18 protein-coding genes are annotated in these 23486 nt (G+C 70.6%); 3 read left to right on the top strand and 15 right to left on the bottom strand.

Annotation, left to right across the window (positions count from 1 at the left end; translation table 11 throughout):
* Positions 1–88: 88 nt before the first annotated feature.
* Both ACRAS8_RS23595 and ACRAS8_RS23590 read right to left on the bottom strand, forming a co-directional pair.
* On the bottom strand, positions 89–2035 hold the full coding sequence (locus ACRAS8_RS23595) for a TIGR03960 family B12-binding radical SAM protein (protein ID WP_438487992.1): 1947 nt from the start codon (positions 2033–2035) through the stop codon (positions 89–91).
* A gap of 147 nt (positions 2036–2182) precedes the next feature.
* Entirely contained in the window at positions 2183–3772 is a 1590-nt protein-coding gene (locus ACRAS8_RS23590; RefSeq protein ID WP_438487991.1) for a CYTH and CHAD domain-containing protein, read from the bottom strand.
* Between the two features lie 154 nt (positions 3773–3926).
* Here ACRAS8_RS23590 and ACRAS8_RS23585 point away from each other — a divergent pair, with 154 nt between their 5' ends.
* Entirely contained in the window at positions 3927–4415 is a 489-nt protein-coding gene (locus ACRAS8_RS23585) for an ATP-binding protein (protein ID WP_438487990.1), read from the top strand.
* 23 nt (positions 4416–4438) lie between these two features.
* On the opposite strand, the gene ACRAS8_RS23580 is transcribed toward ACRAS8_RS23585, so the two are convergent.
* From ACRAS8_RS23580 to ACRAS8_RS23540, 9 genes are all read right to left on the bottom strand, one after another.
* Positions 4439–5653 carry an FtsW/RodA/SpoVE family cell cycle protein gene (locus ACRAS8_RS23580; RefSeq protein ID WP_438487989.1) on the bottom strand — a complete coding sequence of 405 codons (1215 nt, stop codon included), beginning with the start codon at positions 5651–5653 and terminating at the stop codon, positions 4439–4441.
* Positions 5650–7791, bottom strand: a complete 2142-nt coding sequence (mrdA, locus tag ACRAS8_RS23575) for a penicillin-binding protein 2 (protein WP_438487988.1) — start codon at positions 7789–7791, stop codon at positions 5650–5652. The genes ACRAS8_RS23580 and mrdA overlap by 4 nt, the downstream gene beginning before the upstream one ends.
* A 51-nt stretch (positions 7792–7842) precedes the next feature.
* On the bottom strand, positions 7843–8580 hold the full coding sequence (mreD, locus tag ACRAS8_RS23570) for a rod shape-determining protein MreD (RefSeq protein ID WP_438487987.1): 738 nt from the start codon (positions 8578–8580) through the stop codon (positions 7843–7845).
* Between the two features lie 3 nt (positions 8581–8583).
* Positions 8584–9513, bottom strand: coding sequence for a rod shape-determining protein MreC (mreC, locus tag ACRAS8_RS23565; protein ID WP_438487986.1), 930 nt, complete (start codon positions 9511–9513; stop codon positions 8584–8586).
* 233 nt (positions 9514–9746) lie between these two features.
* Positions 9747–10766: a rod shape-determining protein gene (locus tag ACRAS8_RS23560; protein ID WP_003985182.1), complete on the bottom strand. Its 1020-nt coding sequence runs from the start codon at positions 10764–10766 to the stop codon at positions 9747–9749.
* 298 nt (positions 10767–11064) lie between these two features.
* Positions 11065–11478: a nucleoside-diphosphate kinase gene (gene ndk, locus ACRAS8_RS23555; RefSeq protein ID WP_438487985.1), complete on the bottom strand. Its 414-nt coding sequence runs from the start codon at positions 11476–11478 to the stop codon at positions 11065–11067.
* 314 nt (positions 11479–11792) lie between these two features.
* Positions 11793–12137 (bottom strand): DUF4233 domain-containing protein, encoded by a 345-nt coding sequence (locus ACRAS8_RS23550; RefSeq protein ID WP_438487984.1) that lies wholly within the window; start codon positions 12135–12137, stop codon positions 11793–11795.
* Between the two features lie 2 nt (positions 12138–12139).
* Complete coding sequence (gene folC, locus ACRAS8_RS23545; protein WP_438487983.1) at positions 12140–13666, bottom strand: bifunctional tetrahydrofolate synthase/dihydrofolate synthase; 1527 nt, start codon at positions 13664–13666, stop codon at positions 12140–12142.
* A gap of 106 nt (positions 13667–13772) precedes the next feature.
* The gene (locus tag ACRAS8_RS23540) at positions 13773–15221 is read right to left on the bottom strand and encodes a peptidoglycan D,D-transpeptidase FtsI family protein (RefSeq protein WP_438487982.1); all 1449 of its coding nucleotides are present in this window, start codon (positions 15219–15221) and stop codon (positions 13773–13775) included.
* 281 nt (positions 15222–15502) lie between these two features.
* On the opposite strand from ACRAS8_RS23540, the gene ACRAS8_RS23535 reads away from it, so the two are divergent.
* A complete protein-coding gene (locus ACRAS8_RS23535) occupies positions 15503–16720 on the top strand; it encodes a hypothetical protein (protein ID WP_438490576.1) in 1218 nt (405 codons plus the stop codon).
* On the opposite strand, the gene ACRAS8_RS23530 is transcribed toward ACRAS8_RS23535, so the two are convergent.
* Entirely contained in the window at positions 16686–19304 is a 2619-nt protein-coding gene (locus tag ACRAS8_RS23530; protein ID WP_438487981.1) for a valine--tRNA ligase, read from the bottom strand. The genes ACRAS8_RS23535 and ACRAS8_RS23530 overlap by 35 nt on opposite strands.
* 169 nt (positions 19305–19473) lie before the next feature.
* Here ACRAS8_RS23530 and ACRAS8_RS23525 point away from each other — a divergent pair, with 169 nt between their 5' ends.
* The gene (locus ACRAS8_RS23525; RefSeq protein ID WP_438487980.1) at positions 19474–20436 is read left to right on the top strand and encodes a hypothetical protein; all 963 of its coding nucleotides are present in this window, start codon (positions 19474–19476) and stop codon (positions 20434–20436) included.
* 77 nt (positions 20437–20513) lie between these two features.
* Here the strand turns inward: ACRAS8_RS23525 and clpX are convergent, their stop codons facing one another.
* From clpX to ACRAS8_RS23510, 3 genes are all read right to left on the bottom strand, one after another.
* Positions 20514–21797 (bottom strand): ATP-dependent Clp protease ATP-binding subunit ClpX, encoded by a 1284-nt coding sequence (clpX, locus tag ACRAS8_RS23520; protein WP_438487979.1) that lies wholly within the window; start codon positions 21795–21797, stop codon positions 20514–20516.
* Positions 21798–21991: 194 nt separating this feature from the next.
* On the bottom strand, positions 21992–22666 hold the full coding sequence (locus ACRAS8_RS23515; RefSeq protein WP_438487978.1) for an ATP-dependent Clp protease proteolytic subunit: 675 nt from the start codon (positions 22664–22666) through the stop codon (positions 21992–21994).
* 64 nt (positions 22667–22730) lie between these two features.
* A complete protein-coding gene (locus ACRAS8_RS23510; protein ID WP_438490575.1) occupies positions 22731–23333 on the bottom strand; it encodes an ATP-dependent Clp protease proteolytic subunit in 603 nt (200 codons plus the stop codon).
* Between the last annotated feature and the right edge of the window lie 153 nt (positions 23334–23486).

The raw sequence follows: 23486 nt of genomic DNA, 5'->3' as shown, positions 1-23486 counted from the left end.
CGCTTCTGCCGTCGCGGCGGATCGCCGACGCTCCCTGTGACAGCAGTCGCAGGGAGCGTCGGCGATCCGGCGTGAGGCGTTGCTCGCGTCAGTGGCCGCTTCCGCTGGCCACGGGCTTGTTCACGGTCAGGGGCAGCAACTTCTTGCCGGTGGGGCCGATTTGGATGTGGGTGTCCATCTGCGGGCAGACGCCGCAGTCGAAGCACGGGGTCCAGCGGCAGTCCTCGACCTCGGTCTCGTCGAGGGCGTCCTGCCAGTCCTCCCAGAGCCAGTCCTTGTCGAGGCCGGAGTCGAGGTGATCCCAGGGCAGGACCTCCTCGTAGGTGCGCTCGCGGGTGGTGTACCAGTCGACGTCCACCCCGAAGTCGGGCAGCGTCTTCTCGGCGCACGCCATCCAGCGGTCGTAGGAGAAGTGCTCGCGCCAGCCGTCGAAGCGGCCGCCGTCCTCGTAGACCGCGCGGATGACCGCGCCGATCCGGCGGTCGCCGCGGGAGAGCAGGCCCTCGACGATGCCGGGCTTGCCGTCGTGGTAGCGGAAGCCGATGGAGCGGCCGTACTTCTTGTCGCCGCGGATCTTGTCGCGGAGCTTGGCCAGGCGGGCGTCGGTCTCCTCGGCGGAGAGCTGGGGCGCCCACTGGAAGGGGGTGTGCGGCTTGGGGACGAAGCCGCCGATGGAGACCGTGCAGCGGATGTCGTTGGACTTCGCGACCTCGCGGCCCTTGGCGATGACGTTGGTGGCCATGTCCGCGATCTGGAGAACGTCGTCGTCGGTCTCGGTGGGCAGGCCGCACATGAAGTAGAGCTTCACCTGGCGCCAGCCGTTGCCGTAGGCGGTGGCGACGGTCCGGATCAGGTCCTCTTCGGAGACCATCTTGTTGATGACCTTGCGGATCCGCTCGCTGCCGCCCTCGGGGGCGAAGGTCAGGCCGGAACGGCGGCCGTTGCGGGTCAGCTCGTTGGCGAGGTCGATGTTGAAGGCGTCGACCCGGGTGGACGGGAGCGACAGGCCGATCTTGTCTTCCTCGTACCGGTCGGCGAGGCCCTTGGCCACGTCGCCGATCTCGGTGTGGTCCGCGGAGGAGAGGGAGAGCAGGCCGACCTCTTCGAAGCCCGTGGCCTTCAGACCCCGGTCCACCATCTCGCCGATGCCGGTGATGCTTCGCTCCCGGACGGGACGCGTGATCATGCCGGCCTGGCAGAAACGGCAGCCGCGGGTGCAGCCACGGAAGATTTCGACCGACATCCGCTCGTGGACGGTCTCGGCCAGGGGGACGAGCGGCTGCTTGGGGTAGGGCCACTCGTCGAGGTCCATGACGGTGTGCTTGGAGACCCGCCACGGGACGCCGGAGCGGTTCGGGACGACGCGCGAGATACGGCCGTCGGCGAGGTACTCGACGTCGTAGAACTTGGGGACGTAGACGTTGCCGGTCCTGGCGAGGCGGAGGAGGAGTTCGTCGCGGCCGCCGGGGCGGTCCTCGGCCTTCCACTCGCGGATGATCCGGGTGATGTCCAGGACCGCCTGCTCGCCGTCGCCGATGACCGCGCAGTCGAGGAAGTCGGCGATCGGCTCGGGGTTGAAGGCGGCGTGCCCGCCGGCCAGCACCACCGGGTGGTCCTCGGTGCGGTCCTTCGCCTCCAGCGGGATGCCCGCCAGGTCGAGGGCGGTGAGCATGTTGGTGTAGCCGAGCTCGGTGGAGAAGCTCAGGCCGAAGACGTCGAAGTCGCTGACGGGCCGGTGGGAGTCCACCGTGAACTGCGGGACGCCGTGCTCGCGCATCAGCGCTTCGAGGTCCGGCCAGACGCTGTAGGTGCGTTCGGCGAGGACGCCCTGCTGCTCGTTGAGGACCTCGTAGAGGATCATGACGCCCTGGTTGGGCAGGCCGACCTCATACGCGTCGGGGTACATGAGTGCCCAGCGGACGTCGCACTCCTGCCACGGCTTGACCGTGGAGTTCAGCTCACCGCCGACGTACTGGATGGGCTTCTGCACATGCGGGAGCAGAGCTTCGAGCTGCGGGAAAACCGACTCGGACATCTCGAACCTTCGTGGGCTGACAAGGGGCGACTCACAAGCGTAACCCGCTTGGAGTCACCCCTCGGCACGGCGATCTCGGGTGATCTTGGGTGATCTTGAAAGGCGGCGTCCCGGGATGCCGTGGGGCGGGCGGGGGCGCTGCCCCGTTCACGCCCGCAGGGCCTTGCGGAGCCGGCGGCGGGAGACCTTCGCCCAGAGCCCCGGCAGCTCCCGTTCGCGGCGGTCCGCCAGGGCCTCCTCGCGGCCGTGGAGCAGGCCGAAGGTGAAGCCGCTCTCGCCGGCCCGGTGGGCCTGGGTCGCCAGCTCGCGCAGGGCGGCGCGGGCGACCACGCTGTCCTGGTGGTCGCCGAGCAGCTGCTGGAGCTGTTTGGCGCGCCGGGTGAACTTCCGGGCCGGGCGGCCGATCGCCGGAGTGGCCGCCTCCGCGGCGTACCGGGTGCGCTTGGCGGCCTTGCGGGCGCTGTGCAGCGCCTCGTCGCGGGCCGGTCCGGCGGGGGTGTCGAGGGCGGTCTCGATGCGGCGGGCCAGCCGCCGGTAGTCCTTGAGGACGGCGCCGGCGACGACGGGCCGGGCGGGGCGGGCGGCGGGGCCGCGCAGCGGAGGGGCGTCGAGCAGGGCGTGCAGGTCGTCCAGGAGGGCGAGGTAGCGGGGGCTGTCGAGGGCGTCGAGCAGCCGGTCGCGGGCGCCCGCGCGGCGCCGGACCGACCAGGTGCGCAGCCGGGCCGAGACCGGTCCCAGCCGTAGCGTGCGGGGCACCTCGGCCAGTGCGGCGGTGAGCCGGTCGGCGAGCACCTCCTGATCCCGTCCGGCGCCCAACTCCGCGGCCAGCCACTGGAGTTCGGCGCCCAGCGAATCGGTGGCGGCACGGTCGAGGACCTTGGCGTACGAGCGGAAGGCGCTGCGCAGCCGGCGGGTGGCGACGCGCATCTGGTGCACCGCGTCGGGCAGGTCGCGCCGGACCGCCGGGTCCAGCTCGACGAGGGCCCGCACCTGTGCGCGGACGTAGCGGAGGACGATGTCGCCGGCGGTGCCCTCGGCGGCCTCCGCTTCCTGGGCGGCGGGCCGGGCGGCGGCCTCCGGGGCGGCCGCCGACGGCGTCTCGGGCGCCGTCTCCGCCAGGGCGCGGGCCAGTTTCGACGGCGCTGCGGCCGGGCGCGCGCCGGCGTCGGTCAGCACCCGCTCGACCTCGTCCAGCAGCTTCTGGCCGGCGCCGGCGTCGGCCCCGGGGGCCAGCTCGACCTCGATCTCCCGCCAGCGGGTCTTCCGCTTCACGCCCTCCGGGTGCAGCCGCCGGGCCCGTACCTCGTCCACCGCGACCTCGGCGAGCGGCCGGCCGGCGGCGTCCCGGAGGTCGTGGACGGTGCGCCGGGTGCGCAGGCGGACGAGGGGGACGAGGGCGGCGCCGCGGGCCCGTGAGCGGACCAGGGCGGTGAGTTCGGCGGGCGGGGCGTCGGAGAGCGGGGCGCGGATCTCGTCGCGGACCGCGCCGGTGACCTCGGGGAGCGCGACCGGGAGTTTGAGGTGCCAGCCCTCGTCGGGGCCGCCGGTGCGCCGGCGGAGGGTGACGCCGTCCACGGCGAGGCGCTGGTCGGGGGTGTCGTAGTAGACGGCGTCCAGGTCCTGGGGGTCGTGTGCCGCCGCGGTGGCGACCCGGCCGGCGCGGGTCAGGTCGGGCAACCGGCCGGCGTCGGGGCCCGTTTCGTATTTCCGCTCGATTTCCCGCACGGTGTGCGCCATGCATCGAATCTAGTCAGCCACAGGGCGCCCGACCAGCCGTCCGGCATCGGTCTGCGCCAGAAACGGGTGGCACCGCCGACGCACGGTGTTTTACGGTGTGTGACTAGTCGTCCACACAGCGTGGCAATCGCCTCGACCGACTCCGGGAGACACCGTGCACCCCGACACCGCAGCCCTCGCCCGGCCCGCCTTCCGCGTCGCGGCGGGCGCCCGCCCGTATCTGCTCACGGCGCCCAGCCGGCCCGGCACCCCGAAGACCGCCCGGGACTTCGTCCGGGCGGTGCTGGGCGACGGGCCGCTCGCCGCGCTCCGGGACACCGCCGTCCTGCTCACCTCGGAGGCGGTCACCAGGGCCCACCTCCGCACGCCCGGTTCCGCGGACATCCTGCTGCGGGTGCTGACCGCGCCGCAGGGTCTGCGGATCAGCGTGCACGACGAGGGCCCGGCGCCGGTCCCCTCCCCGGCCCCCAAGGGCCTCCGACGAGCTCCGGTCCAGGGGGGACCCCCCTGCCCGCCCGGCGACCGGGACCCGGCGCACGGCCTGCTGCTGATCAGCCGGCTCGCCGACGACTGGGGAACGACCCCCTTCGAGGGGCCGCCGCACACCACGTCGCTGTGGTTCGAGCTGCACACGGGCCGCTGAGACCCCGCGCGGGCCCGGCGGCGTCAGCGGGAGGCGGAGACCGGCCGCTGGACGCGGATCGACTGCAGCAGCCCGATCGCGATCCACACCGCGAACATCGACGTGCCGCCGTAGGAGACGAACGGCAGCGGCAGACCGGTGACGGGCATGATGCCCAGGGTCATCCCGACGTTCTCGAAAGCCTGGAAGGCGAACCACGCGATGATGCCGGCGGCCACGATCGTGCCGTAGAGCTCGCCGGTCTCGCGGGCGATCCGGCAGGCGCGCCACAGCACCACGCCGAGCAGCAGGATGATCAATCCCGCGCCGAGGAAGCCCAGTTCCTCGCCGGCGACGGTGAAGATGAAGTCGGTCTGCTGCTCGGGGACGAACTGGCCGGTGGTCTGGCTGCCGTGGAAGAGACCGGAGCCGGTGAGCCCGCCGCCGCCGATGGCGATCCGGGCCTGGTTGGTGTTGTAGCCGACGCCGGCCGGATCCAGGCTCGGGTTGGCGAACGCGGCGAACCGGGCGATCTGGTAGGCGTCCAGCAGCCCGAGCTGCCAGATGGCGACGCAGCCGACGACACCGGTGCCCAGCAGGCCCAGGATCCAGCGGTTGGAACAGCCGCTGGCCAGCAGCACGCCGAGGATGATGGCGCCGAGCACCATCACCGAGCCGAGGTCGGGCATCAGGAGGATCACGCCCACCGGGACGGCGGCGAGGCCCAGCGCCTGGACGACGGTGCGGTGGTCGGGATACGGGCGGTCGCCGGCGTCGACCCGGGCCGCCAGGATCATCGCCATCCCCAGCGTGATGGTGATCTTGGTGAACTCCGCGGGCTGGAGCGAGAAGCCGCCGGGAATCGCCAGCCAGGAGCGGGAGCCGTTGATGGTGGCGCCCAGCGGGGTCAGCACGAGGATCGCCAGCACCACCGAGACGCCGAAGAGGACCGGCACGGCGCCGCGCAGGGTGCGGTGGCCGAGCCAGATGGTGCCGGCGGCCAGCCCGATGCCGATGGTGGTGTTCAGCAGGTGGTGGACGAAGAAGAAGTACTCGTCGCCACGGTTGAGCTCGGTGCGGTTGCGGGTGGCGGAGAAGACCAGCAGCGACCCCATCAGGGAGAGCACCAGGCAGGACAGCAGCAGTACCCAGTCGAGCCTGCGCACCACGGAGTCGCGTGCCGTCAGCCGGCCCCAGACGCCCCGGTCGGGAGCGTAGCGGCGGACGGAGAAGGTCCGGGAGAAGAGCGGCGTGGTCACTGCTGGGGGCTCCCGGAGGGGGACGGCGACGGGTCGGCCGGCGGCTTGATGGGCGGCGCGAGGATGGTGCCGTCGCTCTCGATCTTGGGCAGCTTCTTCTCCGGACTGGGGAGCAGCGCGGCCTCGGGGTCGATCTCGCCCTTGTCGTTGACGCCGTAGAGCGCGTTGTAGATGTTGCGGACGGCCGGGCCGGAGGCGCCGGAGCCGGTACCACCCTGGGAGATGGTCATCACGACCGCGTAGTCCTTGGTGTACGTCGCGAACCACGACGTGGTCTGCTTGCCGTAGACCTCGGCGGTACCGGTCTTGGCGTGCATCGGGATCTTGTCCTGCGGCCAGCCCTGGAAGCGCCAGGCGGCGGTGCCCCGCTCGGTCACGCCCTGGAGCGCGGCGTCGATCTGCCGGATGGTCGCCGGGCTGTCCGGCAGATGGCCGTGCGCCTCGGGCCGGATCATCTTCACCGACTTGCCGTCCGGGCTGACGACGGCCTTGCCGACGAGGGGGTTGTAGAGGGTGCCGCCGTTGGAGAGCGCCGCGTAGATCGTCGCCATCTGGATCGGGGTGACGAGGGTGTCACCCTGGCCGATGGCGTAGTTGATCGAGTCGTAGGCGTGCAGCTTCATGCCTTCGAGGCAGTTCTCCCGCGCGAGCTTGGAGACGTAGTCGTTGCCGTCCTTGGGGTGCGCGCACCAACTGTCCTTGTTCGCCTTCCAGAAGGCGTTCTTCCACTGGCGGTCGGGGACCCGGCCGCGCACCTCGTTGGGCAGGTCGATGCCGGTCTCCTTGCCGAGACCGAACTGGTGGGCCGTCCTGTAGAACCAGTCGCGGGGGTTCTTGACCGGCTTGTCCCCGCCGTCCTTCTTCCACTCGTCGTGGCCGATCCGGTAGAAGACGGTGTCGCAGGAGACCTCCAGCGCACGGCCCAGGCTGATGTCGCCCTCCGATTCGCCCTCGAAGTTCCGGAAGACCTGACCGCCGATGCTGTACGCGCTGGTGCAGGGGTAGTGGCCGTCGAAGGGGTAGCCGGCGTTGACCGCGGCGGAGGTCGAGATGACCTTGAAGATCGAGCCGGGGGCGGCCTGGCCCTGGATGGCGCGGTTGAGCAGCGGGTAGTTGGAGCTCTTGCCGGTCAGCTTGGCGTAGTCCTTGCCGGAGATCCCGCCGACCCAGGAGTTGGGGTCGTAGGTGGGGTTGGAGGCCATCGCCACCACCCGGCCGGTCTTCGCCTCCATGACGACCACGGCGCCCGAGTCCGCCTTGTAGTTGGTACCCGTGTTCCGGTCCATCTGGGCGCGGGCGTCCTTCATGGCCTTGTCGAGCTGCTGTTCCGCTATGGCCTGGACGCGGGCGTCGATGCTGGTGACCAGGGTCGAGCCGGCCTGGCCCTTGTCGCTGTCGGCCTGCCCGATGACCCGGCCGAGGTTGTCGACCTCGTAGCGGGTGACGGCGGCCTTGCCGCGCAGGTAGTTGTCGTACTGCCGCTCCAGGCCCGACCGGCCGACCTGGTCCGAGCGCAGCAGCGGCGACGGGCCGTTCTTGGCCTTCTGGATCTCCGCGTCGGTGACCGGCGAGAGGTAGCCGAGGACCTGCGCGGTGTTGGCCTTGCCGGGGGCCGGGTAGCGGCGGACGGCGGTGGGCTGGGCGCTGATGCCGGGGAAGTCCTCGGCGCGCTCGCGGATCTGCAGGGCCTGCTGGGTGGTGGCCTTGTCGGTGATCGGGATCGGCTGGAAGGGCGAGCCGTTCCAGCAGGGCTGCGGGGTCTTGGCGTCGCAGAGCCGGACCTTGTTGCGGATCTCCTGCACCGGCATGTCCAGCACCTTGGCCAGCCGGGCGAGGACGGCCTTGCCGCCGTCCTTCATCTTCATCAGGTCGGTACGGCTGGCGGAGACCACGAGCCGGGTCTGGTTGTCGGCCAGCGGCACGCCGCGGGCGTCGAGGATGGAGCCGCGGGTGGCGGGCTCGATGACCTGCTGGACGTGGTTGGACCTGGCCTTGGCCGCGTACTCCTGGCCGTTGCGGATCTGGAGGTACCAGAGCCGCCCGCCGAGCGTCGCCAGCAGCGAGAAGACCAGGATCTGAATGGCGATCAGCCGGGTGTTGATACGGGAGGTCCGCCCCGTCTCAGGAATGTTACTCATGGCGCGCAGCGCCTCCTTCGAGGGTGGCGGCGGGCGACGGGTGGGCATTGCTCACAGGCGCTTGACCCCCTTGATGCCCTTGACCCCCTTGGCGCGCCCGCCGCGGCCGGGCTTGGGCACCCGGCCGGTGCGGATCGCCTTCATGGCGTTGCGGCTGGCCTTCAGGCCGGTGCCGGTGGTGAGCCACCCGCCGGCCCACGACCCGCCTCCGCCCAGGCCGCCACCGGCCCAGCCCTGCCGTCCGGCGACCGCCCCGGTGGTGCCGCCGGCGTCCGTGGCCAGCGGATCGTGCTCGGTTCTGCGCGCCACCGCCATCACCAGCGGCACGGTGAACGGGGCGAGCAGCAGGTCGTAGAGAGTGGCGCTGAGCACCAGCCCGACCAGGCCGACGTGGCGGGCCGCGGTGTCGCCGACGAGGGAGCCGACGCCGGCGTACAGCAGCGTCGAGCCGATCGCGGCGGCGATCACGACCACCAGCGGCAGGGTCGCCGAGCGGTGCTGGCCGGTGTCCGGCTTGGTCAGGCCCGCGGCGTAGCCGATGACGCACAGGACCAGGGCGTAGCGGCCGATGGCGTGGTCGGCGGGCGGGGCCAGGTCGGCGAGCAGCCCGGCGCAGAAGCCGATGAGCGAGCCGCCGACGTGGCCGTAGACCAGGGCCAGGCCCACCACCACCAGCATCAGCAGATCCGGTACGGCGCCCGGCAGATGGAGTCTGGCGAGGATGCCGACCTGGACGATCAGGGCGACCACCGCCAGCGGGGCGGCGAGCAGGATCCGGTTGATGCGCATCGGTCAGCTCCTGGGTGAAGCGCTCTCGGAGGGGGTGGCCGTGACGGTGACCGTCGGTGTCGGCCTGGGCTTGACCGGGGGCGGCAGGACGGTGTCCCGCGGGTCGTTGCGGGGCGGCTGGACGACGACGCCGACGACGTCGAGGGAGGAGAAGGAGACGAACGGCCGGACCTGGAGGGTGCGGGTCAGATCGCCGTTGAGCGGCTCGACCTTGGTGACCGAGCCGACCGGCACCCCGGGCACGAACGGCTTGTCCTTGCTGGAGCCGAAGGTGACCAGCCGGTCGCCCTTCTTGACGTCGGCCCGGCCGTTGAGCAGTTCGACGCGGAGCGAGCGGACGCCCTGCCCGTTGGCGAAGCCGATCTCGTTGGTGTTCTCCATCCGGGTGCCGACGGTGAACTCCGGGTCGGCGGCGAGCAGCACGGTGGAGGTGTGCGGGGTGACGGTGGTGATCCGGCCGACCAGCCCGTCGCCGTTGAGGACGGTCATGTCGCGGACGATGCCGTCGCGGCTGCCGGCGTCGATGGTGACGGTCCAGGAGAAGCCCTGCGCGGAGCCGATGGCGATGACCTCGGCGCCCTTGATCGCGTACTGGCCGGCGGCCGCGGTCTTGAGGATCTTGTCGAGTTCGGCGGCGCGGTTGCGGTTGCGGTCCGGGGAGCCGAGCTTGAGCTTCAGCGCGGCGTTCTCGTGCTCCAGGTCGCTGATGCGGTTGTGGCGTTCGCCGGAGTCGCGTACGGCGCTGACGGCGTTGCCGACCGGGTTGACGAGGCGGGCCACGCCGCGCTCCACCGGGCCGAAGGCGGAGGCGGCGGCCTGCCGGGCGCCATCGAGCGGGGACTGTTCGCCGCCGCGGATATCAACCGTGATCAACGCGAACGCGATCGCGATCAGCAGCACCAGCAGCAGCCGGCTCTCTCGTGTGTCCCTCACGTGCGGCGGCCGTGTCCTTCCTCGTAGGACCGGCCGGCTGCGGGCCCCGCCGGTCTCGTTCGGGGGTTGAGTGCCTTGCTGTGACGGCGCGGTGGTGGAGCGTCAGTGCACCGTGTCTGTGGGAGCGTTGCGGTATGGCCCGGCGATCCGCCGGACGGATCGGCCGTTTCTGTATGGTGCCCGGCCCGCGCGAACGCCGTGTGACGCCCGCGCGACAGGCCGGGACCGGTGGTTCAGCGGCGCGGCTGGGAGTCCAGGACCTGCTGGAGCGCCTCGAACTCCTCGACGCACTTGCCGGAACCCAGCGCGACCGAGTCGAGCGGGTCCTCGGCGATGTGGATCGGCATGCCGGTCTCCCGGCGCAGCCGCTCGTCGAGGCCGCGCAACAGGGCGCCGCCACCCGTCAGAACGATGCCGCGGTCCATCACGTCACCCGACAGCTCCGGCGGGCACTTGTCCAGGGTCGTCTTGACGGCGTCGACGATGGAGTTGACCGGCTCCTCGATGGCCTTGCGGACCTCGGCGGCGGAGATGACGACGGTCTTGGGCAGACCGGAGACCAGGTCGCGGCCACGGATCTCGGTGTGCTCGTCCTGCTCCAGGTCGTACGCCGAACCGATGGTGATCTTGATGGACTCGGCGGTGCGCTCGCCCAGCAGGAGGCTGTACTCCTTCTTGATGTGCTGGATGATCGCGTTGTCCAGCTCGTCGCCGGCGACCCGGATGGACTGGGCGGTGACGATGCCGCCGAGCGAGATGACCGCGACCTCGGTGGTGCCGCCGCCGATGTCCACGACCATGTTGCCGGTGGCCTCGTGGACCGGGAGGCCGGAACCGATCGCGGCCGCCATCGGCTCCTCGATGATGTGCACCTGGCGGGCGCCGGCCTGGGTCGACGCCTCGATGACCGCGCGGCGCTCAACTCCCGTGATACCGGAGGGAACGCAGACCACCACCCGCGGACGGGCCAGGTAGCGACGCTTGTGGATCTTGAGGATGAAGTAACGGAGCATTCGCTCGGTGATCTCGAAGTCGGCGATCACCCCGTCCTTCAGGGGCCGTACGGCGACGATGTTGCCGGGGGTCCGGCCGATCATCTTCTTCGCCTCGGCGCCGACGGCGAGGATGCCGCCGGTGTTGGTGTTGATGGCCACGACCGACGGTTCGTTGAGGACGATGCCGCGGCCCCTGACGTACACCAGCGTGTTGGCGGTCCCGAGGTCGACAGCCATGTCACGGCCGATGAACGACATGTTGTTCCCCATGAGGATACGTCTGGCCTTCCCAACTGGAGCGAATGCTTACTTTGAGGTCGGCAGGAGGTGATGCGCCGTGCGGCGCGGAAGCCCCCATCGTAGTTCGTAGTGGGTTCCCACTCGAACACGGCAGGAGGCCGTTCCGCCATTGTCAGCCGTACACGCACCCGCCCCCCTTAATGGTGACGTCGTGTCGCGGGAACGCGTTCCCCCGCTCGCGGCGAATACACCGAGGGGCGACCGATGATTTCACCGGTCGCCCCTGGTCACAAGGGGGTTGGCCGTACTCTTCGGATCAAGAAATGCCAGGGAAGAAAATCTTGATCTCGCGCTCGGCGGACTCTTCGGAATCCGAGGCGTGGATGAGATTTTCTCGGGTGATCGTTCCGAAGTCCCCACGAATGGACCCACTGGGCGCGGCAATCGGGTCAGTGGGCCCGGCCAGCGCCCGGACACCCTCGATGACCCGCTCGCCCTCGACGACCAGCGAGACGACCGGCCCGGAGGACATGAACTCCACCAGCGGCTCGTAGAAGGGCTTGCCGACGTGCTCGGCGTAGTGCTGCTCCAGCACCTCGCGGTCGAGGGTGCGCAGCTCCAGCGCGGTGATCGTCCAGCCGGCCTTGCGCTCGATGCGACGGATGATCTCGCCGATCAGACCGCGCTTGACGGCATCGGGCTTGAGGAGGACGAGGGTGCGCTGGCTCACGGAGGGACTCCCTGTATCTGAACGGCGGTCAGGGGCGCCAGGCTATCGCCCGAATACGAGGCGGGCGTTGCCGGGTAGCTGAGCCCACCCACCCACGGCAGCCCCACCGGCCTTCCTCCCCACCCCACAACGGGAGGGGACGGGTCGGAGGGGCAGGGGGTGTTCGGACGTAAAGCGCAGCAGTCCGAACACCCCCTGCCCCGGAGGCCCGTCACCGCACCCAACAGCCCCGCGCAGCGGCCCGGCGCCGCAGGCGCAACAAGGCGAACCCCTACGGCGGGAAAGCCGACAACGTGGGAAGCCGAAACGTGGGCTCAGCCCGCAGTCGTCGCCTCGCCCGCGAAGCGGGCTTTCGCTTCGTCCACCTTGCGCCCGAAGTGAACCGAGGCCCACCACAGAGCGGCGAAGACCGCGCCGAGGAAGAACATCGTGGGGACGACCAGACCGCTGGCGATCAGGGCGATCTGGAGCGCCCAGCCCAGCTGCACCCCGCCAGGGCGGGACAACATCCCGCACAGCAGCAGGCTCAGCAGCATCGCGACACCGCTGACGATCCAGATGGTGGCCCGGGAGATGTCGGTGAGCTGCATCGCGACCAGGCCGGCGAAGCCGATCACGAAGAACTCCCCGATCAGGGTGGAGGCACACAGGGTGCGCATGGTCAGTTCCTTCCCAGGAGCAGCCGGGCCTCGCCGACCGTGATCACCGAGCCGGTCACCAGCACGCCGGCGCCGGCGAACTCGCCCTCCTCCTCGGCGAGGGTGATCGCCGCCTCCAGGGCGTCGTCCAGCCGCGGCTCGACCTGGACCCGCTCGGCGCCGAAGATCTCCACCGCGACGGCGGCCAGCTCGTCCGGATCCATTGCGCGCTGGCTGGAATTACGCGTCACCACGACCTCGGCGAAGATCGGCTCGAACGCCTCCAGGAAGCCCCGGACGTCCTTGTCGTCGCTGGTGCCGACCACACCGATCAGCCGGCTGAAGCCGAACGCCTCGCTGACCGTCTCGGCCGCCGCCCGCGCGCCGCCCGGATTGTGCGCGGCGTCCAGCACCACCGTGGGGCTCCTCCGGACGACCTCCATCCGGCCGGGAGAGCTGACCGCGGCGAACCCGGCGCGGATGGTGTCGATGTCGAGGGTGCGGGCGTGGGCGGCGCCGATGCCGAAGAACGCCTCGACGGCGGCGAGCGCGACCGCGGCGTTGTGCGCCTGGTGGGCGCCGTGCAGCGGGAGGAAGACCTCCGGGTACTCGCCGCCGAGCCCGCGCAGGGTCAGCATCTGGCCGCCGACCGCCACCTCGCGGGAGAGCACGCCGAACTCCATGCCCTCGCGGGCGACCGTGGCGTCCACCTCGACGGCGCGCTTGAGCATCACCGAGGCCGCGTCCACCGGCTGCTGGGCGAGGACGACGGTGGCGTCCTTCTTGATGACGCCGGCCTTCTCGCCGGCGATCTGCTCGGGCGTCTCGCCCAGCCGGTCGGTGTGGTCCAGCGAGATCGGGGTGATCACGGCGACGTCGCCGTCGATGACGTTGGTCGCGTCCCAGGTGCCGCCCATGCCGACCTCGACGACCGCGACGTCCACCGGGGCGTCGGCGAACGCGGCGTACGCCATCGCGGTCAGCACCTCGAAGAAGGAGAGGCGGTGCTCCTGCTGCGCGTCGACCATCTCGACGTACGGCGCGATGTCGCGGTAGGTCTCGATGAAGCGCTCGGCGGAGATCGGGCTGCCGTCCAGGCTGATCCGCTCGGTGACGGACTGGACGTGCGGGCTGGTGTAGCGGCCGGTGCGCAGCTCGAAGGCGCCGAGCAGCGCCTCGATCATGCGGGCGGTGCTGGTCTTGCCGTTCGTCCCCGTGATGTGGATGGACGGGTAGGCCCGCTGCGGGGAGCCCAGGATGTCCATGAGCGCGGCGATGCGCGCGGTCGACGGGTCCAGCTTGGTCTCGCCCCAGCGGCCGCCGAGCTCCTCCTCGACGGCGCGCAGCGCGCGGTCGACCTCCGGGTCGGCGGGGCGGGCCGGGACCTGCTCCCCCTGCGGCGGCCCGGCCTGGGCGCGCAGGGTCCGGCTGCCGGCCTCGATCACGGCGAGGTCGGGGTCGCGCTGGGTCTCGGCCTCCACCATCTCCTCGAAGGCGTCGGCCGGCTCGGGCGTCGGGTCGGGGTCGTCGTTCTGGGGGCGCTCGCTCACGACGACAAGTCTACGAGGCACCACCGACAACAGGTCGGCGCCGCCCCTCGCGCCACCGCTCCCCCGGCCCGGCCGCCCGCAGCCCGCCGCCCGGCCCCGCCCCCGGTCAGGACAGTGCAGCCTGCATCATCGCCTTGGCGATCGGGGCGGCCAGTCCGTTGCCGGAGACCTCGTTGCGGGCCGCGTGCCCGTCCTCGACCATCACCGCGACCGCGACCTGGTGCCCCTTGCCGTCGTCGGCGTACGAGACGAACCAGGCATACGGAGTGCCGCTGTTGTCGACGCCGTGCTGGGCGGTGCCGGTCTTTCCGCCGACGGTCACCCCGTCGATCTTCGCGTTGGACCCGGTGCCCTTGTCCACGACCGTCTGCATCGCGGAGCGCAGCTGGGCGGCGGTCCGGGCCGACATCGCCTTGCGGTAGGTCTTCGGGCCGTTCTGCTGGAGGGTGTTGCCGCCGCCGTCGGTGAGCTTGTCGACCAGCTGCGGGGTCTTCAGGTCGCCGCCGCCCGCGATCGCCGAGGCGACCATCGCCATCTGGAGCGGGGTGGCCTGGTCGTCGAACTGGCCGATGCCGGAGAGCGCGGTCTGCGCCTGGTCCATGTCCGAGGGGTAGACGCTCTTGGTGGCGCGCACCGGGACGTCCATTTTGGCGTCGTTGAAGCCGAACTTCTCGGCCTGCGCCCGCACCTTGTCCTTGCCCAGGTCGACGGCCATCTTGGCGAAGACGGTGTTGCAGGAGTACTGGAGCGCGGTGCGGATGGTGGCGTTCTCGCAGGGCGCCGAGGCGCTCTCGTTGGTCAGCTGGGTGCGGGTGTGGGGGAGGGTGTACGGGTCGGGGCTGTCGGTGGGCTGGTCCACCGAGGAGTACAGGCCGTTCTCCAGCGCGGCGGCGGCCACCACCAGCTTGAAGGTGGAGCCGGGCGGCAGCGGCTGGCGCAGCGCGCGGTTGAGGTTCGGCTGGCCGCCGTCCTTCGTCAGGGCCTGCCACGCCTTCTGGTCGGCACCGGAGGACCCGGCGAACTTCCCCGGGTCGTACGACGGGGTGCTGACCATGCCCAGGATGCGGCCGGTCGCCGGGTCCAGGGCGAGGGCCGCGCCGGTCTTGCCGCCGAACGCCTCGTAACCGGCCTTCTGCACCTTGGCGTCGATGGTGGTGGCCACGTCACCGGCCTTGGGCCGCTCGTGCAGCAGGGTGTCGGCGGGGTTCTGGAGGCGGCTGTCGGTGCCGCCGAGCAGCGGGCCGTAGAGGCTCTCCAGCTGGGTACTGCCGAAGATCTGCGAGGAGAAGCCGGTGACCGGGGCGTACAGCGGGCCGTCCTTGTAGGTCCGCTTGTACTTCAGCGAGGAGGAGGTGGCGGCGGAGCCGGTGACCGGCCGGCCGTCGACGAGGATGTTGCCCAGCGGCGAGGAGTACCTGGCGATGTTCACCCGCGGGTTGTACGGGTCCTCCCGGTACTCACCGGCCTTGGCGCCCTGGATCCAGGTGGCCCAGCCCATCAGCGCCAGGATCAGCGCGAGGCAGACGACCGAGATCCGTCGCAGGGGTTTGTTCATGGGCGCGGCTCCTCGGTGTTCGGGACGGGACCGGGCATGCGTTCCGCCGGAACCCCGGCATTCCGGTCCACGGTGCCTCGCCTTCATGAGAGCGTCATGAAAAGCGCGTAACCGCTGGATGTGAGGGATCGGACCGCCGAACGGGACAACCGTTCCGCCGTCGCACGCCCTCTTCCACGGCGGGGTCTGCAAAGCCCCCGGACCGTAAGAACGTGCGACCGCGGTCGTCGCGAAGAGTGTGGAAAGCAGGAGCTGAAGAGGTGCCGGCAATCAGTCAGCGGATGCATTTGGTGCTGCTCACCGCATGGACCGTGCTGTGGTTCGTGATCGTGGAGCCGAACGGCGGCTTCTCCTGGCATTACCTGCGCACCGGCGGCGAGCTGATCTACCAGGGCAGCTCCGGCGACGGCACCGGCGGCCTCAACCTCTACGCGCACCATCCCGAGCTCCAGATGGGGCCGATCAGCTTCCTCACGGCCGGGCTGTTCAACCCGTTCCCGGAGGCCACCGGGCAGTTCCTGGCCGCGGCCCTGATGTCCGCGCTGGGCCTGGTCATCCTGGTGCTGGCCGGCCGCAGCGCGGCCCACCACTTCCTGGGCACCGGCACCAACCACCAGCGGCTGCGGCAGCGGGTGCTGATCGCGGGGCTGGCGTTCATCCCCATGTGGATCGAGGTCGCGGTCCGCTTCGGGCACCTCGACGACGTGCTGGCGCTGTTCTTCACCGCCCTCGCGGTCCGCGCGGTCACCCGTGGCAATGCGGCCCTGACCGGCGCGTTCCTGGCGCTGGCGATGGACTCCAAGCCGACCGCGCTGGCCTTCGTCCCGCTGCTGCTGGCGCTCCCCCGGCACCAGTGGGTCAGGGCCGGGCTGTGGTGTGCGGGGCTGGTCGCGGTCGCCTGGCTGCCGTTCTTCCTCGGTGACGCCCAGTCCTTCGCCGCCGCCAAGTTCGCCATCCCCAACCAGCCGGCGTCCGCGCTGCGCTGGCTGGGCGCCGACGACCCCGAGACGCCCGGCTGGGTCCGCCCCGCGCAGTTCGGCCTCGGGCTGGTGCTGGGCGGCCTCGCGGTCTGGCGGGGCCGCTGGGCGGCGGTCGTCCTGCTCGGCGCCAACGCCCGGATCGTCCTCGACCCCAGCGTCTACACCTACTACACCGCGTCGGTCCTGCTCGGCACGCTGCTGTGGGACGTCATCGGGCAGCGCCGCCTGGTGCCCTGGTGGAGCTGGCTGGCGCTGCTCGTCCTGTACGGCAGCGTCTTCGCGATCCCCGACGACTCGGCGCGGGGCCTGATCCGGCTGGCGTTCGTGGCGGTCTCCACCGCGTACGTACTGCTCTGGCCGGTCCGGGAACGGGGCGACCGCGGCGGCCGGCGGGGGCGCCGGGGACGGCGCAGGCCCCCCGCCCGTACGGACGAGGGGCCTGCGGAGGAGGCGGCGGGTCCCGGCGGATGGCCGGGGGCACCGGCTACGCGGTGGGCAGGGCCGCCAGCTGCGAGCTGATCCGCTCGATGTCGGACTCCGCGGTCGCCAGCCGGCCGCGGATCTTCTCCACCACCGGCTCCGGCGCCTTGGCGAGGAACGCGTCGTTGCCCAGCTTGGCGGTGGCCTGCTTCTTCTCCTTCTCGGCCGCGAGCAGGTCCTTCGTCAGCCGCTTGCGCTCCGCCTCGACGTCGATCGCGCCGGAGAGGTCCAGGGCGACGGTGGCGCCGGCGACCGGCAGCGACGCGGTGGCGGTGAAGTCCTCGCCGGCCGGCGTCAGGCGCAGCAGCGAGCGCATCGCGGTCTCGTGCGGCGCCAGCGCGGTGCCCGCCAGATCCAGCCGCGCGGGGACCTTCTGGCCCGGCTGCAGGCCCTGGTCCGAGCGGAACCGGCGGACCTCGGTGACGACCTGCTGGAGCGTCTCGATCTCCCGCTCGGCCGCCGCGTCCCGGAAGGTCGAGTCCTTCGGCCAGTCGGCGATGACCACCGACTCACCGCCGGTCAGCGCCGTCCACAGCGACTCGGTGACGAACGGGACGACCGGGTGCAGCAGCCGCAGGGTGACGTCGAGGACCTCGCCGAGCACCCGGCGCGAGGCGTCGGCCGCCGGGCCGCCCGCCGCGAAGGTGGTCTTGGACAGCTCCACGTACCAGTCGAAGACCTCGTCCCAGGCGAAGTGGAAGAGGGTGTCCGACAGCTTGGCGAACTGGTAGTCGTCGTAGTACGCGTCGACCTCGGCGACGACCGAGTTGAGCCGGGAGAGGATCCACCGGTCGGTCGCCGACAGGGCTTCCGCGGGCGGGAGTTCGCCCTCCACCGTCGCGCCGTTCATCAGCGCGAAGCGGGTGGCGTTCCAGATCTTGTTGGCGAAGTTGCGGGAGCCCTGGACCCAGTCCTCGCCGATCGGCACGTCGACGCCCGGGTTGGCGCCGCGGGCGAGCGTGAAGCGGACGGCGTCCGAGCCGTACGTGTCCATCCAGTCCAGCGGATTGACCGCGTTGCCGAAGGACTTCGACATCTTCTTGCCGAACTGGTCGCGGACCATGCCGTGCAGCGCGATGGTGTGGAACGGCGGGGTGCCGTCCATCGCGTACAGCCCGAACATCATCATCCGTGCGACCCAGAAGAAGAGGATGTCGTACCCGGTGACCAGGACGGAGTTCGGGTAGAACTTCTCCACGCTCGGGGTCTGCTCGGGCCAGCCCAGCGTGGAGAACGGCCACAGACCGGACGAGAACCACGTGTCGAGGACGTCGGTGTCCTGGTGCCACCCCTCGCCGGTGGGCGCCTCGTCGTCGGGTCCGACGCAGACGACCTCGCCGTTCGGCCCGTACCAGACGGGGATGCGGTGGCCCCACCACAGCTGGCGCGAGATGCACCAGTCGTGGAGGTTGTCCACCCAGCCGAAGTACCGCGACTCCATCTCCTTCGGATGGATCGCGACCTTCCCGTCCCGGACCGCGTCGCCGGCGGCCTTCGCCAGCGGGCCGACCTTGACCCACCACTGCATTGACAGCCGCGGCTCGATGGTGGTCTTGCAGCGCGAGCAGTGCCCGACGGAGTGGGTGTACGGGCGCTTCTCGGCGACGATCCGGCCCTCGGCGCGCAGCGCGCCGACGATCGCCGACCGGGCCTCGAAGCGGTCCAGCCCCTGGAACGGGCCGTGCGCGGTGATCACGCCGCGCTCGTCGAGGACGGCCAGGCTGGCCAGGTCGTGCCGGCGGCCGATCTCGAAGTCGTTCGGATCGTGCGCCGGGGTGACCTTGACCGCTCCGGTGCCGAACTCCGGGTCGACGTGCTCGTCGGCGACGACCGGGATCCGCCGCCCCGTCAGCGGCAGTTCGATCTCGGTGCCGACGAGGTGGGCGTACCGCTCGTCCTCCGGGTGGACGGCCACGGCGGTGTCGCCGAGCATCGTCTCGGCGCGGGTGGTGGCGACGACGATGGACGCATCCCCCTCCCCGTACCGGATCGAGACAAGCTCCCCGTCGTCGTCCTGGTACTCCACCTCGATGTCCGAGATGGCGGTCAGACAGCGCGGGCACCAGTTGATGATGCGCTCGGCGCGGTAGATCAGCTCGTCGTCGTAGAGCCGCTTGAAGATCGTCTGGACGGCCCTGGAGAGGCCCTCGTCCATGGTGAAGCGCTCCCGCGACCAGGCGACGCCGTCGCCGAGCCGACGCATCTGGCCCGAGATCTGGCCGCCCGACTCGCGCTTCCACTGCCACACGCGCTCGACGAACGCCTCGCGCCCCAGGTCGTGCCGCGACACGCCCTCCTTGGCGAGTTCGCGCTCGACGACGTTCTGGGTAGCGATACCGGCATGGTCCATGCCCGGCTGCCAGAGCGTCTCGTAGCCCTGCATGCGCTTGCGGCGGGTGAGCGCGTCGATGAGCGTGTGCTCGAAGGCATGCCCCAGGTGCAGGCTGCCCGTGACGTTCGGCGGCGGGATCACGATCGTGTACGGCGGCTTCTCGCTCTTCTCATCCGCCTCGAAGTAGCCCCGCTCTACCCAGCGCTCGTACAGCGGCCCCTCTACCTCGGCCGGCGTGTACTGAGTCGGCAGTTCGGGGACGCTGTGCTTCTGCTGAGTGTTCTCGGTCACGACCGACAGTGTACGGGCGCCCATGTAGCGGCTTCGAATCGGTTTCGCCCCCGGGGCACCGGCCGTCGGCGGCGTCGTACAGGATGTCGGGAGCGCATAAACATCACGCCGACGCCCGGACGCCGCGCGCAGCACTCCGGCGTCACCGCAGTCACGAGGGGACCGCTCCATGAGCTTCAACCAGCCGCCGCCGGGCCCGTACGGCCAGCAGCCCCAGCAGCCGGGCCCGTACGGCCAGCCGCAGCCGCCCGCCCCGCAGCCCGGCTACGGCTACCCGCAGCAGGGCGGCCCGGTGCCTCCCCAGCAGGGCTACGGCTACCCTCAGCAGGCCCCGCAGCAGCAGTTCCCGCAGCAGGCCCCGCCGCAGCAGCCCTACGGCCAGCCCCAGCAGCCGGGCCCGTACGGCCAGCAGCCCCCTTACGGCGGCCAGCAGACGCCCTACGGGATGATCCCCCAGGAGCCGGAGACCGGCGGCGGCAACGGCAAGAAGATCGGCCTGATCATCGGCGCCGTCGCGGTCGTCGCGGCCCTCGGCGTCGGCGCGTACTTCGTCTTCGGCTCGGGCGGCCAGGTGAAGCCGTACACGATCTCGTTGCCGGACAAGCTGCTGAGCGGGCAGTTCAGCAAGTTCAAGAAGCCCGGCAGCGACGGCGTCGAGGACTTCTCCGACGACAAGGAAGCCAAGGCGCTCGGCATCACCAACAGCAAGGGCGTCGGCGCGAGTTACCAGGACCCCTCCGGGCTCTCGATGTCGGTGACCGGCCTGTACGGAAACATCGCCGACCCGCAGGGCACCGTGACCCAGATGTTCGCCAAGGTCGACGAGAAACAGAAGCAGTCGCTCGGCGGCCGCAAGGTCGAGGACGTCACGCCGGTCACCGAGTACTCGCCGAGCGGATTCGACGGCGACGTCATGAAGTGCCGGACTCAGAAGGTCACCGTCGCTGCGGGCACAGTGACCGCGTCCGCCACCGTCTCCACCTGCATCTGGGGCGACAACAGCGCCCTCGGTGTCGTCACCATGGCAGCCAAGCCCGACCCCAACGGCGGCGGCTCCGCCACCACCCCCAGCGCCGAGCAACTCGCCGACAAGACCGCCAAGGTCCGCAACGAGGTCCGCAAGGAGAAGTGACGCGCGTCCGCGTATGCGAACCGCCCGGCAGCAACTTCGCTGCCGGGCGGTTCTGTTGAGAGTGCGAGGTCGTGCGGCTACGCGCTCTTCTCGTGGGGTTCGCCCGAGTCGGTGCGGGTGCGGGGGACGAGGGTGGGGTTGACGTTGGAGTGGACGACGTCGGCGGTGATGACGACGCGGGCTACGTCCTTGCGGGACGGGATCTCGTACATCACCGCCTGGAGGACCTCCTCCATGATGGCGCGCAGGCCGCGGGCGCCGGTGCCGCGCAGGATGGCCTGGTCGGCGATGGCCTCCAGGGCCGGGCGATCGAAGTCCAGCTCCACGCCGTCGAGTTCGAAGAGCCGCTGGTACTGCTTGACCAGGGCGTTGCGCGGCTCGACGAGGATCTGGAGGAGCGCCTCCCGGTCGAGGTTGTGGACCGAGGTGAGGACGGGGAGGCGGCCGATGAACTCGGGGATCATGCCGAACTTGACCAGGTCCTCCGGCATGACGTCCTGGAGCTGGTCCTTGGACTCGATCTCGCGCTTGGAGCGGATGGTGGCGCCGAAGCCGATGCCCTTGGCGCCGGACCGGGCCTCGATGATCTTCTCCAGGCCGGCGAAGGCTCCGCCGACGATGAAGAGGACGTTGGTGGTGTCGATCTGGATGAATTCCTGGTGGGGGTGCTTGCGGCCGCCCTGGGGCGGGACCGAGGCGGTGGTGCCCTCCAGGATCTTCAGGAGCGCCTGCTGGACGCCCTCGCCGGAGACGTCCCGGGTGATCGACGGGTTTTCGCTCTTCCGGGCGACCTTGTCGATCTCGTCGATGTAGATGATGCCGGTCTCGGCCTTCTTGATGTCGAAGTCCGCGGCCTGGATGAGCTTCAGGAGGATGTTCTCGACGTCCTCGCCGACATAGCCGGCCTCGGTCAGCGCGGTCGCATCGGCAAACGCGAAGGGGACGTTGAGCATCCGGGCGAGGGTCTGCGCGAGCAGGGTCTTGCCGGAGCCGGTGGGGCCGAGCAGCAGGATGTTGGACTTGGCCAGCTCGATGCCCTCGTCGCCGCGGCCGGGGCCGTTCTCGCCCGCCTGGACGCGCTTGTAGTGGTTGTACACGGCCACCGAGAGCGCCTTCTTGGCGGGCTCCTGGCCGACGACGTAGCCGTTGAGGAACTCGTAGATCTCGCGGGGCTTGGGGAGTTCCTCCCAGCGCACCTCGGAGGTCTCGGCGAGCTCTTCCTCGATGATCTCGTTGCAGAGATCGATGCACTCGTCGCAGATGTACACACCCGGTCCCGCGATGAGCTTCTTCACCTGCTTCTGGCTCTTTCCGCAGAACGAGCACTTGAGCAGGTCGCCGCCGTCACCGATGCGTGCCACGAGGTGAATCCCCTTCGCCTGGGATCCGCATTGCTCCGCGGACCCGGGTGCTTGCCTATCGACGGTACCTTGCCGGGCCCCCCGTACGGGCCCCCCTTGGACGGACTCGGTTCACTCGGTCCCGAGCCGGTCCAAGGGGGCAACACTCCGGCGCAATTCGCGAACGTCGCGAGAACTTCGCGAGAACAACGCGATCAGACGCCGACGGAGGTCTTCCGCGTCGAGACGATCTGGTCGACCAGACCGTACGCCAGCGACTCCTCGGCGGTGAGGATCTTGTCACGCTCGATGTCCTCGCGGATCTTCTCGATCGGCGTGGACGAGTGCTTGGCCAGCATCTCCTCCAGCTGCTGACGCATCCGCTGGATCTCGCGGGCGGCGATCTCCAGGTCGGAGACCTGGCCGCGGCCGGTCTCGCTGAAGGGCTGGTGGATCAGGACCCGGGCGTTGGGCAGCGCCATGCGCTTGCCCGGGGTGCCGGCCGCCAGCAGCACGGCCGCCGCGGAGGCCGCCTGGCCCATGCAGACCGTCTGGATGTCGGGCTTGACGAACTGCATGGTGTCGTAGATCGCCGTCAGCGCGGTGAAGGAACCACCGGGGCTGTTGATGTAGACCGAGATGTCGCGGTCCGGGTCCATCGACTCCAGGCACAGCAGCTGGGCCATGACGTCGTTGGCGGAGGCGTCGTCGATCTGCACCCCGAGGAAGATCACCCGCTCCTCGAAGAGCTTCGCGTACGGGTCGTACTCGCGCACGCCCTGCGAGGTGCGCTCGACGAAGCGCGGAACGATGTAGCGGGACTCGGCGGTCATGCCGGAGAACTCGGCCTTGGTGCGCTCGTAGAGGCCGCTTCCGGGGTAGTTGTTCATCTGGGGGTTCACCGTCCTGGTGGCGAGAGGGGCTGGGGTCGACTGCGGGGCCTGTGTCCGGGGCTCAGGCCCCGGTGCCGCCCCCGCCCGGGACACTGGCGGCGGAGTGCATGACTTCGTCGATGATGCCGTACGCCTTGGCCTCCTCGGCGCTGAACCAGCGGTCGCGGTCGGCGTCCTTGGTCCACTGCTCCAGGGTCTGGCCGGTGTGGTGCGCGGAGAGCTCGCCCAGGCGCTTCTTCGTGCGGAGCAGCTGGTCGGCGTGGATCTTGATGTCCGAGGCCGAGCCCGCCAGGCCGGCGGAGGGCTGGTGGATCAGGATCTCGGCGTTCGGCAGCGCGAAGCGCTTGCCCGGCGTGCCGGCGCTCAGCAGGAACTGGCCCATCGAAGCGGCGAGGCCCATGGCGATGGTGACCACGTCGTTCTTGATGTACTGCATGGTGTCGTAGATCGCCAGGCCGGCCGGGACCGAGCCGCCGGGGGAGTTGATGTAGAGGTAGATGTCCTTGTCCGGGTCAGCGGCCAGGAGAAGCAGCTGCGCGGTGATCTTGTTGGCGATGTCGTCGTCGACCGGCTGGCCGAGGAAGATGATCCGCTCGCCGAGCAGCCGGTTGTAGACCTGGTCGCCGAGGCCACCGATGGTCGGCTCAGCGGCGGCGGAAGGCATCGGGATCGTCACGTGTCCACCTGCTCGTTGTCGGACGGCTCGCGACCGTCTCAGCGTCGTCTTCTGGGGCGCGGGGTCCCGCGCCGTGTGGTGCGCCCGGCGCGCGTTCGGAAACTCCCCTGCCCTCGTATCTACGGACCCTAACGCGCAGGT

It is taken from the genome of Streptomyces sp. S186, assembly GCF_051603415.1.
GTDB lineage: Bacteria > Actinomycetota > Actinomycetes > Streptomycetales > Streptomycetaceae > Streptomyces.
The sequence above is the reverse complement of the archived record's forward strand: the minus strand, read 5'-3'. Positions and strand labels throughout refer to the sequence as shown.